The following is a 13,177-nucleotide window of genomic DNA, read 5'->3' as shown; positions in this document are numbered from 1 at the left end:
TATTCTTATTCTACTGCATCAAGCAGGATCTGATAGCTTGGATAATTACCGGATACTACCGTAAACGGCATACCGAGCTCCATCAAAGCAGCTCCTGAATAAACAGTACCTGTTTTCTTATCCCGATAGGAACGTTCCGGCGCAAGCCCTCTCAATCGAATATAAAATACAGGATGATTACCATGTGTATTTAATAAAACAGCACCTACAACTGCATGTTTTTTTTCTTCATCGACAGACATCCATGCTCCATATTCCGCCTCAAACGGATTACTTAATCTGTAATAATCCCCTTTTAAAATAACCGGTGCTGCTTCATGATAGGTTTTGATCTGTTCACGGACTGCCGTCTTATCTTCCTCAGATAACTTTCCAAGATCCAGTTCATATCCGAATGCACCTGTCATGGCAACCACACCTCTGGTCTTCATGTCCGTCACTCTGCCAGTCTGATGATTCGGCACCGCAGATACGTGGGCTCCCATCGTTGATAAAGGATAAGCAAACGATGTACCATACTGGATACGGATACGATCAACGGCATCTGTATTATCACTGCACCATATCTGTGGTGTATAATACAACATACCCATATCAAACCTTCCGCCACCGCCGGAGCAGCCTTCCCATAACATATCCGGAAATGCCTGCGTCAGGCGTTCCAGCAGGTCATATACACCAAGCATATAGTCATACATTACATTTCCCTGCCATACCATACTGTCGGAATATATATCACATAAGCTTCGATTCATATCCCATTTCACATAATTGATATCGCCCTGCCTGAGGACAGCTGCAATCTGTTCATAGATATGATCCACCACCTCCGGATTTGCAAAATCAAGTACAAGCTGATTTCTGCCGTGTACCGGATGTTTACCGGGAACCTGAATTGCCCACTCCGGATGTTTTCTGTAAAGATCACTGTTTTCTGAAACCATCTCCGGCTCTATCCAGATACCAAACTGAACACCTTTGTCATGAACCCGTTTTGTCAGCTCCGTAAGAGAACAGCCCAGCTTATCTTCATTTACAATCCAGTCACCAAGGGATGAATTGTCATCATCTCTTGTGCCAAACCAGCCATCATCCATGACCAGAAGCTCTACACCAAGTGCTGCAGCCTGCTCCGCAAGATTAACGATCGCTTCACCATTAAAATCAAAATAACAGGCTTCCCAGCTATTTACAAGAACCGGACGGATCTGATCTTTATATTTCCCGCGACAGATATGCTCTCTCACCAAATGATGCATCTGATTGGATAGCTGTTCCATTCCATACGCTGAATATGACAGAACTGCTTCTGGGGCATAAAATGTCTGCTCCGGCTTTAATTGATAGGAAAAGAAATCCTCCTGAAGACCCATAACCAGACGGATCTGATCAAACTGATCTAATTCTACGCTTCCTTCAAAGCTTCCACTGTACACCAGTGATACACCATAACAGGCTCCGGCGGTCTCTGTTGTGCCATGTTCCGCAAGGATCATATATGGATTATACTGATGTCCGGACGTACCACGATTACTTCCGATTACCTGTCTGCCATGTGTTACCGGTGTTCGCTGCATATTCCGTTCCATTGCATGCCGGCCATAAAATGTCAGTACATCATAATCTCCATACAAAAGATCAAGACATGCGCTGGAAAGCTTCTCCAGATAGATTTCATTCTTTCCGACATTTGTAACTTTTACACTTCTGGTTATTACATCGCAGTCAGGTAATACGCCATATAATAATGTTACCTCTACACCGACTCTTTCGTCCTTCAGATATATGCACAGAGTCTGTGCAGCTTCAGAATGTGCTGCCGGAAGTCCCGGGAGATCATACTTACCATCCTGAATCTGATATCCTGTATAGCGAAGATCAAGTGCCATACAGCCATTTGCTTCACGGATCTTTCCTGCCGTTGTTCTGTAATCACCGGTTCCAAGAACAGGGAATTCCTGAGGAAGTGCATCTAGGGAATAAGTACGATCGTTTCCAAGATCATATGGATTTCCTGAAAAACCTCGATCATAGTAAGTCAGTATATAATCCATTTCCGAATCCAAGCGTTTTCCGTAATACAGATGAAGCAAATAATCATGTGTATCGGCCATCATCTGATAAGTTGTATGTTCCGTATGGAGAGAAAATATTCTTTTCTCTTTGTTATATATAATAGCCATAAATTAAGTCTCCTTTTATTTTACTGCTCCGTTTGCCACACCTGATATGATATGTTTCTGACAAATAATATAGAAGATCAGAATCGGAAGTAACGCTAACAGATAAGATGCAAAAGCCAGATTGTAATTTGTTCCAAACTGAGTCTGGAAATTCAGCTGCGCAAGCGGAAGTGTATTCTGATCACCGGACATAATTACAAGCGGTGTCATAACGTCATTCCATGTGCCAAGGGCTGTAAGGATCGCAACCGTTGCATGCATTGGTTTCATATTCGGGAAGATGATCTTCCAGTAAGTCGTCCATGTAGTGGCTCCGTCAACACAAGCTGCCTCTTCCAGTTCAAGCGGAAGATTATTCAGATATCCTGCATATAACATTGTGTTCATCGGAAGATAAAATACTGTATAAAGTAATACCACACCAATCATATTTGCCAATCCCATTTTTGCTGTCTGTTTTACAAGCGGCATCATCAAAATAGCAAATGGCACGAACATACCACTGACAAGATAAAGATAAATTCCATTATAGATCCGATTCTTTTTCTTGCTTCGTCCAAGTACATAACCAATCAGGGAATGTATTACGATCGATAATGCGATAGTTGCCAGTGTGATAAATAAACTGTTACCGAGAGAATGCCAGAAATCTGTTACCTCCATAGCTTCCTTAAAATTACTCAGACTCCAGTGCTGCGGAAGAGATAAGATTCCATGGATATCATTTGTCATCTCAGATGGCTGCTTAAATGCGATCATAACCGTCATATATAATGGGAACAGGATGGTTACAAGACCAAGGATCAACAGAATCGTAACCCCGATATTATATCGTTCTTTTCCTGTCTTAATCCCCTTTTCTTTATATTCTTTTCTGATCTGTCTCTGCGATTTTTTCATAACTGTTCCTCCTTCTTACCCAGGAAACGCATCTGTAATACAGATATCACAACGATTACTATAAAGAACACGACTGCATTTGCACTCTGGAATCCAAACTGTCCGCCACTCATACCATTGTTGTAGATCAGGTAGGAAATGGATTCTGTGCTCTGCGCAGGACCACCCTTTGTCAACGACATGATCTGGTCAAATACCATCAGGAAGTTCTTCATGCAAAGGACTACATTAATTGTAAAAAACGGAAGGATCAGTGGGAATGTCAGATAACGGAATTTTGCAAATCCGGTTGCACCATCTAAAGATCCTGCTTCGTATACATCTTCCGGAACTGTCTGAAGACCGGATATATAAATGATCGTATTCATCGCGATTGACTGCCATGCACATACTACTGCGATTGCAAGCCAGGCCGTTTTAGAACTTGCCAGCATACTGTTTCCCTCAAAACCAAGCATGATTGCAATCTGTGGCAGAATATAAGTAAAGAAATAGTTAAAAATATAACCAACAACCAGACCGCCTAAGATATTTGGCAGGAAATACAGTCCACGCAGACCGCTCTTAAAACGTATCTTGCTGTTTAATGCCATCGCAAGGATCAGGCTGACAACATTTACGATGATCGTCGTTACTATAGCCAGCTTAAATGTAAACAGATAGGATGAACCAACTCTGGCATCATGAAAAAGATCAATATAGTTTCGAAAACCAACCCACTCATAGCTGCCATACCCACGGAAATTGGTAAAGCTGTAAATCGCACCCTGAATCAAAGGCAATGTGTTGAATGTAAAGAACAATGCTACGATAGGAATTGTGATCAACATAAATGTTCTGGATTTCCCGGACATTTTCTTTTTCTTTTTAACAAACTTCATATCTTCTGTCTTTTTTGTATCCATTTCTATTCCTCCTCTCCGGAATGCTCCTGCTCATATTTGCGAACCTTTGTGATCAGGTCACGATTGTACCGTTTCCATTCCGTATCAAATTTCTTCAAAAACGCTTCTGTATCTCCATCTAACAGATAAGTCTGAATCAATGCATCTACTGCCATCTCAGATGGATAAAAATGATCCTGATAATCAGTTACGATTCCGTTGTCCAGATATTCCTGCATACCGTCTAACATAGATGCAAGCTTGAAATCACCTTTCTTACAAGGTACTGCGTTCTGATTGTCTGTATAGTCCTGTACATTTTCATCCTCTAACAGGAAACGGAGGACTTCATAGGCTGCTTCCTTATTCGGACAGTCTTCCATCACGCAGAACTGAAGATCTACACCGGATGTCAGAACCATGTCATCCTTATTGTTAGAAGCCGGGAATACAAATGAATCAATATTGATATCCGGATTTACTGACTGGATCTGTGGTACAGCATAGCTTCCGATCATATACATTGCTGACTCACCTTTTGCAAATGCTGTACAAGCATCATTATAAGAATATGCAACCGGATTGGCTTCTCCATACTGAAGCAGGGTTTTCATTTCTTCCGCAACCTGAACATACTGATCGGAAAATGTCGTTTCTCCCTTATTAACATCCTTACATACGGTCGAAGATGTCAATGAAGCTACTGCACTGTTCCATGGAGAAAGACAGGTCCATGTATCCTTGTAGCCCATATAAAACGGAAGAATTCCTTCTGCTTCAATCTCATCGCATAATGCAAGAAGCTCATCCCATGTTTCCGGGATCGTCCATCCATGCTCCTCAAACATATCCCGGTTGTACAGGATACCGGCAGCATTTGCCACATATGGAACACTGTATGTTCCTTCTGTTGGAATAAATTTCAGATTCTCACAGATGGTCAGATAATTTTCCTTTATATCTGCCAGTCCATCAAAATCAGAAATATCCATCAACATATCGGCATCAATAAAATTCGAATAATTGATGTCACCGCCAATACCAATGATATCCGGATTATCTTCACGAACAAATCTGGTCTTCAACACCGTCATTGCATCGTTCGGAGAACTGATCTTCAATTCAATATCATCATGACTGGCATTAAACCGTTCCTCAACTTCTTCAAAATAAGAGGTTGCTTCCGGCTTGTACTGTACCAGTTCGATCACTGTTTTTCCGTCTTTATTATTCTTGCCACACCCCGCCAGTAAGCAGAAACCAGTCATCATTGTAAGTACAAATAATAGTTTTTTCCCTTTTAGCATAAATACATTTCTCCCTTCTTTTATAATATGCTTTTTTAAGTTGTTTTCATTCTAACATATCATAATGCTTGTTAAAATATCGTAATAACGCCAGTTTTATACCAAAATGCATTATTTTTGTCTCACTATTGCATTTATCTAGCATTTTGGTATATAGTAGAAAACAGTAGAGTTTATATTGTGTATTTGTTCTAATTTTGGGAGGTTTTTTTATGCATGAATACCTTTTTTCTATATTTCCAAATGAGAAATTTATAGATCTTGGACTATACCAGTACGGATGGGAACGCTGTGCACCGGCCCATCAGTTCGGTCCGGCTGCCAGAACCCACTATCTGTTTCATTATGTCATCTCCGGAACCGGACTTTTAATGGCACAGGACAAAAATGGAGAAACAAGAAATTATTCGATCAAAAGCGGACAGGGCTTTCTTCTGTATCCGGGACAGATCAGCACCTATATCGCAGATGAGACAAACCCATGGGAATATACCTGGCTGGAATTTGATGGATTACGGGTAAAAGAAGCACTGGACATTGCCGGTTTTTCAAAAGACCAGCCCATCTATCATGCTACCTCAAAGGAATACCGGGAAATCATGATGAACGAAATGCTCTATATTGCCAATCACCCAAACGAACCGCCATTTCACCTGATCGGTCATTCCTACCTTTTTCTGGATGCACTCACCCGTTCCACCGCCTCTACCCAGATGATAAAAACCGGTAAAATGAGCGATTACTATATAAAAGAAGCGATAAACTTCGTAGAGCAGAATTTCCCTTACGACATCTCTATCGAAGATATAGCTGCCTGTTGCGGCATCAACCGCAGCTATCTGGGAAAGATCTTTCATGACTCCATTGGCAAAACGCCACAGGAATTCCTGATAAACTATCGGATGTCCAAAGCAACAGAGCTGCTGAAAATGACTAAATTATCAATTGCAGATATAGGAAATGCAGTCGGCTATCCAAACCAACTGCATTTCTCAAGAGCTTTTAAAAATATATATGGTGTCTCCCCAAAAAACTGGCGGGACCAGAATCACTAATATAGAACCCCATCTTAAACTTTCCGGTTGCTTTCTTCTGGCAGCTTTTTACTACGGTCCATTTCTCCGACTGATCTTCCGCAAGCTTTTTCTGAAATAATAAACGCTGGATTTACTTAACTATATTGTCAAGCAAATCCAGCCTCTTTCTTATATCACTTTATTATTTAAATATAGTATAAACTGTTTTCTTTCCCCCCTTTTCTATATTCAACTCCAAATCCTTATATAATCCAGTTCCACCAATAACATATGACCAATATATTTTTCTATCATTATATAAATATATGCCACCAATACTATTATCTTCATCTTCTAGATTTTTTTCAAAATGAAACATATTAGTTACAATCACTGCATTATCATATTGCCTAATTTTGTTTTTTCCCATATCATATACATATTGATTTTTTCCCGATAAAATATATAATTTTCTTCCATTCTGCTCTGCATACACCTGTATAGCATTTTCTCCTTGTATCTGTGAAACCAATCCCATCTCTGAAAAAGTTATATATCTATATATATTAGAATTTTGAATATCATATATATATATTCCATGGTAATCATAAAACTCTACATAGTTATCATCTGCATATATAAATTTAGGCAAATCACTTCCTATTATATTCTCTCCTATCTGCTGCATCTCTTCTTTATAATTTTCCAACTGATAAAAACATGCCCCAGTTACCAATATAGCACAGCAACAAACCAATATTAAAATAGTAATTTTCTTAGATTTTTTTTTGTTAATTCCTATATCTTTCACCCTCTTTTTTATAGCTTTTTTTGAAAAACCAAGTATATATTTAAATGAATCTCTTTCATAGGTTCCACTATAAAATTGAATCAGTGAATAGGCATACTTTTTTCTTTCATTCAATGTTGCATTTCTCAATGCTTGTTCATCACATGCACATTCTATATCTTGAAGCATCACAATATACACTATCCACGCCAAAGGATTATACCAATTTAACATCAATGCTATATAATATAAAAAAACAACCAAATAATCTCGCCGTTGAATATGTGTCTGCTCATGACATATTATTACTTTTTTTATGTCATCAGGTAAATTGTTTGGCAGATAAATACATGGTTTCAGTAAGCCTATTACACATGCTCCTGTAGAGTCTTTCCATTCTCTGACATTGTTATAATTTTCTAATAATCTAGCCCCTCTTCCTTTTTTATAAACCAATATACACTGTATTATGTAATAAAATCCCATGATTCCTATTCCTATGTACCATATACATTCACTTTTTCTTACATAACGATCATTACTATTTTTATTGCTTAATTCATTATTTTCCTGATCTACATTTAAATTATCTGTAGTAGATTTGATGTCTATTGTTCTGCTCTCATGATTTACTACTTCATAAACTGGATCACTCACTCCCCAGTCAGTTTCTAAAGATACTGGAAAAAGCAATCTAAATAATAAAATTATCCAAATGAAACAAATTTGTACATTAGATTTTTTACGAAACAACCATCTTATTAACAAAAATATCACTATGATAATTGTTGTTGAAAGAAACGAGCCAACATAAAATCGAAAAATATCAGTCACCCAAATTCTCCTTATATTCAGCAATTATGTGTTCTAATTCATCTATATCTTCTTTACTAAGTTTTTTTTCATGTGCAAAAGCAACAAAAAAATCCGGCAATGAATTTTTAAAATATTTTTTTATCACTTTTCTTTTTTCTTGATTTTCATATTCTTTTTTTGAAACTAATATTTGAAGTACTGTAGAATCGTTTTTAATCATACCTTTTTTTTCTAGCTTTTTTAACATCGTATAAGTTGTTGATTTTTTCCATGCAAACTTAGTCATACATATATTAACTAACTCCATAGATGTTAAATTTTGTTTTTCCCAGATTACTACCATCAATCTATACTCCGTTTCCGTTAATGTTTCCATTATCTTCCTCCAGTCTATATTATATAGACCAGTCTACATCACATAGACCGTTATGTCAATTATAAAACAAAAAAACATCTATCCTTTTCCATGATAATTCTTTAGCTATTAATTATTATGTAATATTACTACAGCTAAACAACTATTTATAATAAAAAAGATACATGTTTTTTCCTTACTAATTATAAGTTCCACCTACGCCGGATCCGGCATTGAAGCCAAATAACGCACAACAGATCAGGTCGATAATAAAGACCGTGCTTAAGACAGCACAGATCAGGATCTGTGTTTTCCGGCTCTTCTTATGCATAAAGCGGCTGAGCTTCGGCGCCGCGATATAGACACCGAACAGACTTCCGATGCCAAATGCAAGTAAGCCGACCAGACAGATCCTTCCATTTAAATTCAGGAAGAATTTCTTATAATTCCAGTAGTGGGAATTAAAGAAGAAATCCAGGATCCAGCTTGCGATATATTCGAGCACGCCACAGATACCCATAGACATCAAGAATAATTTCAATTTATCTGCCTTAAATCGGTCTAACAGGAAGATGATAACGACACCTCCGACACCATAGATTGGAAGCCACGGTCCATACATTGTTCCACGATTTACAAGCTCATGATCTCTGACGATATGGAGCATAACCTCCCACACCCAGCCGACAAAACAGAATGAGAAGAAGAAAAAGATGAAATCCGTCAACCGGTATTCACTCTTGATCTTGATTCCCTTTGGTACTTCTACTGCTGCATCCTGCAAGAGATATACCGGCACAGCAGTTTCTATACCTTTACAGTATGGTGCTCCGTCAAATGCACGCTCAACAAATGCTTCACTGTCTATTCTCTTTCTAAGATGAAAATACATCTCCACGTCGATCTCTACATCAAACGGTACTGCTACTAACAGACCGGCAATCGGAACAAGCTTTAACAGCATAACAGGAATGCATGACAGATCTGTTACGAACATCTTCCATTTGTATCCATTTGTCATTTCTTTGGATAAAGCTTTTGCCTCTTTCCAGCTAAGTGTCTGATTCTCTGCAACCAGATACGGAATCATCCGGTACTGATAGAATTTGTATATACCACCGACGATCGTAAGATTCCATAAGAACAGAACCACCTTATATACGAACATCGTCCAGATCAATCTCAATAAATGTTTAAAATGAAATGGTGCAAACATACGGTTGATTGATACTTTATCACTGTACCGGCACTCCATCGCATACCGATTCTTTCCAACGATGGCTGCACTCTGAATAAAGAAATGCACGATCATCATAATAAATGCGGATAATAGAAGTGCAATGATCACTTCTCCGGTATTACGTTCCAGATAGGCGGCATTTGCGCCTAACAGCTTAATGATCCATGTCTGACTCTTGGAAGCAACATCGATCAGTCCGATCACAAAATCCGAATGTATAAACGGAACATCCTTTACAATCGGTGTATTTACAGCATAGTCTTTTAAGATTTCCACGTTACTTGCTACATGCGAAGTATCCAGTCCGATTGCCTTGTCAATCCCATTTACAAATGTCGACTGTGCAAATTCATCGACACCTAAAAATGCAAAGATGAAGCAGACTGCAACCAGTGCAAGCCACGCCATCGTTCCACGCTTAAACACCGTGTTCCACGCGCCTTTTCTCAGTTCTTTTCGATTCCAGTTCATATTCTTATGCTCTCCTCCAGCTCTGCTTACTGTATAATCTCATACTGTAACAGCTCGTAGTGCAGCTCCGTTCCCTCTGCGATCCCATCCGGCAGCAAGGCTCTTGCAACCAGCTTATCTTCTTCGGAACCATCCAGATTCTGCAGATGCGCATATTCTCCATCAATCTGTTTTACAATATAATCACATACTAACATTTCTATATCTCCTATCAAAAGCGTTAGCCTGATTATACTATCTCTTTCGACAAAATTCTATCTTTATATGCAATTTGAAATTTACAAAAAAACTTCGCAATCAAAATAAACTGCCTGTACGCATACATTTAATCATTAGACAAATATATCCACCCGGAAAAGAATTCAATGCATTTTTCGTTATAAGATACACATTGTCAACAAATGCGGGTGTATGTCTGAGCCCAAAGGGCGAGTTCACACAGGAGCATTTGTGAATCAGACATGTGTATCGAATAGAAAATGCATTGATATTTTCAGAGTGGATATATCTGTCTAATGTTATACTGCTTATAAACAGTTTATTTTGATTGCGAAATTTTTGCTACTTGCCAAAATGGAATAAGCCTTTTTTCTCATATGGCTCACTGGTTGCGGAAAGCATCTCATAACCGATATCCTTGATTGCCTTCTTTGCAGCCTCAGTATCGATATTGTCCTCGCTGATGATCACCGTTTCCCCGCTCTTGGCAGAAGAAGTTACCTTTTTTACCTTGAAATTCTTACGGATCACATCATTCATGTGGGCTTCGCACATACCACACATCATTCCATCAATTTTTAAAGTTGTCTTTATCATCTCAATTCCTTCTTTCGTATTCATTATGTCGCATTTAATATATACCCCACATGGGTATATGTCAATTCTGTTTCTATTATATTGAGAATTAATTATCGCTTAATCGGATATTACTTCACAAATCACTTTTTGAAAAATCATGCTGTATAAAAAGGAAAAACCGGCAGTCCCTAATCTGCCGGTCATCACCGATATCCCCACATCGGTCTCACGCTCTTTTCTTTATACTAAATTCCCAAATGCACTGATCTATTATCGATCATAGTCAAATTATATCACCCTGCACCACTTTTTGTACACTAACCAAACGGATAGTATTTGCCATTTATTTCATTTATTTTTATCTTTTTTACCTCTTCTAATCGAATCAAACATACACACCCTGTCCAATTTGCGGGTTGTATTTTTATATAGTTCTGATTAAAATAGAAAAAAAGAAAGGAGCACCCCATGACAATTCAGGATTTTGTTTCTCTTTCCGGCGAGATATTGACACAATATTATGACAACAACATTACGCCATTTCTCGATGCATGCCATGAAGATATTCTGTGGATCGGTCCTGCCGAAAAACAGGTGATTCGCACAAAAAAAGTACTGGTCAACACATTTCTGTCTGAACAGCACGAATTAAAATTTGTTCTTCATGATCTGGTTATTACTCCTCTTGCTACGACCAGCAACCGGGTAGTTGAGATCATTATGTTCTTTATGGTTGATACGATATGGCCTGATAACAGCATGAATCGGGTTAATCAGAGGATTCATCTGTCCTGGATCATGAACAACGGAGTTCCTCAGATTCGGCTCTGCCATATCTCAAATGCTATCTCTTACGATGAACGAGATACCATCTATCCGGTGCATTACGATTCCAAATTCCGCGGAATGCCGCTTGCCGGCGTATCCCGCTCGGAACGTTTGTCGTTTAAGGGTACAGATAAATCTCTGCTTTTTCTGAATCGGAATCAGATCCTGTACATAGAATCCCATGGCAGACACTCCAATATCCATACAACCTCCAATTCCTACGAGATTACAGAAAGTCTGCTTTCTCTGGAAAAACGCTTCCCGGATTATTTCCTGCGTTGCCACCAGAGTTATTTGATCAATCCTGATTTCGCATCATCAATTGAACGTTTTAAACTTACAATGTCCGATGGCTTTGTAATCCCAATCCCGGAAAAGAAATATACTCAGGTAAAACGTCTGCTTCTGGATTTTATTAACGCCCGGTCATCAGGCACCGGAATTTAAAAGATCTTTAAACGGTGCAAATGCTGACGGAATCGCAATCTCCTGCTTCAGCTCTTCTAATGTAACCCAACGAAGATCTTTCGCCTGCTGTTCCATACATTCCATATAAAAGGCTTTCATATGCCATTCTACATGGGAAAAAATATGTGTATATGTTGTCTCCATCCAGATTTCTTTTGGGTGGAGATTTTTTGACGTTACATACGAAAGGATCTCCTGTGTGCTGTAGCTTCCGGGAAGATTCGGGAATTCCCACAATCCATGTAACAACCCTTTCTCTGTCCGCTTCCGTATCGCAACCTTATCTTCATACCGAAGCATCAGCACCGCTTTTTCTTCCACTTTCCGTTTCTTCTTTGCTTCACGAACCGGATACTGCTGCCAGGAATCATGCTTATGAGCTTTACACAATTCCTGTAGTGGACACACCTCACATTTTGGCGCACCATTTGGCAGACAGATTGTTGCTCCAACCTCCATCAAACTCTGTGTCAGCATATCGCAATGTCCATACCGGTACACCTGCAGAAGTTCCTCCCGGATTTTCTTCTTTACTGCCTGCTTGTCGATATTTGACGGATCTTCCATCACTCTGGTATATACCCGGAGGACATTTCCGTCCACTGCAGGAGTGGGCAGATCAAAGCAGATCGAGCCGATTGCTCCCGCCGTATATTCTCCGATTCCCGGCAGGCTCAGGATCTCATCGTATTCTGCAGGGAAGTTTCCCTGCCATTCTATCACCACTTCTCCTGCTGCCTTTTTCAGATTTCTTGCACGGTTATAATATCCAAGTCCTTCCCAAAGTTTCATCAGGCGGTCATCATCTACCTCTGCCAGCGCCTCAATCGTCGGAAGCTCCTGCAAAAACGTTCTGTAATATTCTTTTACTGCTTCCACTCTCGTCTGCTGCAGCATGATCTCCGACAACCATACATGATACGGTTCTTTATCTTTTCTCCATGGAAGATCTCTGGCATGCTCCGGATACCATGCGATCAAATTGTCCGCGATCTGCTTATATACATTTTGCATAAACTCATTCCATCCTGTTGCGTTTTTTTATTTTATTTCTATCATTCTATCACAATATCCTGCAAAACAGCATTACCATTTTCTTCCCGTTTTCATTTATTTGCTGC

12 protein-coding genes are annotated in these 13,177 nt (G+C 39.1%); 2 read left to right on the top strand and 10 right to left on the bottom strand.

What is annotated here, in order from left to right; genetic code table 11:
- Window positions 1-5: 5 nt before the first annotated feature.
- Genes DWW85_RS00195 through DWW85_RS00180 form a run of 4 tightly spaced genes read right to left on the bottom strand, consistent with a single transcriptional unit; the run spans window position 6 to window position 5,274 of the window.
- Window positions 6-2,183: an alpha-galactosidase gene (locus tag DWW85_RS00195; protein ID WP_117807120.1), complete on the bottom strand. Its 2,178-nt coding sequence runs from the start codon at window positions 2,181-2,183 to the stop codon at window positions 6-8.
- Between the two features lie 15 nt (window positions 2,184-2,198).
- Window positions 2,199-3,083, bottom strand: coding sequence for a carbohydrate ABC transporter permease (locus tag DWW85_RS00190; protein ID WP_181986464.1), 885 nt, complete (start codon window positions 3,081-3,083; stop codon window positions 2,199-2,201).
- Entirely contained in the window at window positions 3,080-3,937 is an 858-nt protein-coding gene (locus DWW85_RS00185; protein ID WP_347470664.1) for a sugar ABC transporter permease, read from the bottom strand. The genes DWW85_RS00190 and DWW85_RS00185 overlap by 4 nt, the downstream gene beginning before the upstream one ends.
- A 53-nt stretch (window positions 3,938-3,990) precedes the next feature.
- Complete coding sequence (locus DWW85_RS00180) at window positions 3,991-5,274, bottom strand: extracellular solute-binding protein (RefSeq protein WP_117807119.1); 1,284 nt, start codon at window positions 5,272-5,274, stop codon at window positions 3,991-3,993.
- 212 nt (window positions 5,275-5,486) lie between these two features.
- Here DWW85_RS00180 and DWW85_RS00175 point away from each other — a divergent pair, with 212 nt between their 5' ends.
- A complete protein-coding gene (locus DWW85_RS00175; RefSeq protein WP_117807118.1) occupies window positions 5,487-6,329 on the top strand; it encodes an AraC family transcriptional regulator in 843 nt (280 codons plus the stop codon).
- Window positions 6,330-6,492: 163 nt separating this feature from the next.
- Here DWW85_RS00175 and DWW85_RS00170 read toward each other — a convergent pair whose 3' ends face one another.
- The 5 genes from DWW85_RS00170 to DWW85_RS00150 all read right to left on the bottom strand — a co-directional run bounded on the left by DWW85_RS00170 (window position 6,493) and on the right by DWW85_RS00150 (window position 10,778).
- Entirely contained in the window at window positions 6,493-7,914 is a 1,422-nt protein-coding gene (locus DWW85_RS00170; protein ID WP_021943317.1) for a M56 family metallopeptidase, read from the bottom strand.
- Window positions 7,907-8,272, bottom strand: coding sequence for a BlaI/MecI/CopY family transcriptional regulator (locus DWW85_RS00165; protein WP_117807116.1), 366 nt, complete (start codon window positions 8,270-8,272; stop codon window positions 7,907-7,909). The genes DWW85_RS00170 and DWW85_RS00165 overlap by 8 nt, the downstream gene beginning before the upstream one ends.
- A 178-nt stretch (window positions 8,273-8,450) precedes the next feature.
- Window positions 8,451-9,962, bottom strand: a complete 1,512-nt coding sequence (locus DWW85_RS00160; protein WP_117807115.1) for a DUF975 family protein — start codon at window positions 9,960-9,962, stop codon at window positions 8,451-8,453.
- A 26-nt stretch (window positions 9,963-9,988) separates the two neighbouring features.
- Window positions 9,989-10,159: a chorismate--pyruvate lyase gene (locus DWW85_RS00155; protein ID WP_117807114.1), complete on the bottom strand. Its 171-nt coding sequence runs from the start codon at window positions 10,157-10,159 to the stop codon at window positions 9,989-9,991.
- A gap of 364 nt (window positions 10,160-10,523) precedes the next feature.
- Window positions 10,524-10,778 (bottom strand): heavy metal-associated domain-containing protein, encoded by a 255-nt coding sequence (locus tag DWW85_RS00150; RefSeq protein WP_021943313.1) that lies wholly within the window; start codon window positions 10,776-10,778, stop codon window positions 10,524-10,526.
- Between the two features lie 450 nt (window positions 10,779-11,228).
- Here DWW85_RS00150 and DWW85_RS00145 point away from each other — a divergent pair, with 450 nt between their 5' ends.
- On the top strand, window positions 11,229-12,035 hold the full coding sequence (locus DWW85_RS00145) for a LytTR family DNA-binding domain-containing protein (RefSeq protein WP_117807113.1): 807 nt from the start codon (window positions 11,229-11,231) through the stop codon (window positions 12,033-12,035).
- Here DWW85_RS00145 and mutY read toward each other — a convergent pair.
- Complete coding sequence (mutY, locus tag DWW85_RS00140) at window positions 12,018-13,070, bottom strand: A/G-specific adenine glycosylase (RefSeq protein ID WP_117807112.1); 1,053 nt, start codon at window positions 13,068-13,070, stop codon at window positions 12,018-12,020. The genes DWW85_RS00145 and mutY overlap by 18 nt on opposite strands.
- Window positions 13,071-13,177 lie beyond the last annotated feature (107 nt).

Origin of the sequence: Clostridium sp. AF17-21AC (genome assembly GCF_003461365.1) — a bacterium.
In the GTDB taxonomy this organism is placed as follows: domain Bacteria; phylum Bacillota; class Clostridia; order Lachnospirales; family Lachnospiraceae; genus Coprococcus; species Coprococcus ammoniilyticus.
Note: the sequence above shows the minus strand (reverse complement) of the source record. Positions and strands in the feature narration are given on the sequence as shown.

Coding starts and splice junctions, on each gene's coding strand:
- DWW85_RS00195 (WP_117807120.1), bottom strand. CDS start 2,183: ATGGCTATTATATATAACAAAGAGAAAAGAATATTTTCTCTCCATACG.
- DWW85_RS00190 (WP_181986464.1), bottom strand. CDS start 3,083: ATGAAAAAATCGCAGAGACAGATCAGAAAAGAATATAAAGAAAAGGGG.
- DWW85_RS00185 (WP_347470664.1), bottom strand. CDS start 3,937: ATGTCCGGGAAATCCAGAACATTTATGTTGATCACAATTCCTATCGTA.
- DWW85_RS00180 (WP_117807119.1), bottom strand. CDS start 5,274: ATGCTAAAAGGGAAAAAACTATTATTTGTACTTACAATGATGACTGGT.
- DWW85_RS00175 (WP_117807118.1), top strand. CDS start 5,487: ATGCATGAATACCTTTTTTCTATATTTCCAAATGAGAAATTTATAGAT.
- DWW85_RS00165 (WP_117807116.1), bottom strand. CDS start 8,272: ATGGAAACATTAACGGAAACGGAGTATAGATTGATGGTAGTAATCTGG.
- DWW85_RS00160 (WP_117807115.1), bottom strand. CDS start 9,962: ATGAACTGGAATCGAAAAGAACTGAGAAAAGGCGCGTGGAACACGGTG.
- DWW85_RS00155 (WP_117807114.1), bottom strand. CDS start 10,159: ATGTTAGTATGTGATTATATTGTAAAACAGATTGATGGAGAATATGCG.
- DWW85_RS00150 (WP_021943313.1), bottom strand. CDS start 10,778: ATGATAAAGACAACTTTAAAAATTGATGGAATGATGTGTGGTATGTGC.
- DWW85_RS00145 (WP_117807113.1), top strand. CDS start 11,229: ATGACAATTCAGGATTTTGTTTCTCTTTCCGGCGAGATATTGACACAA.
- mutY (WP_117807112.1), bottom strand. CDS start 13,070: ATGCAAAATGTATATAAGCAGATCGCGGACAATTTGATCGCATGGTAT.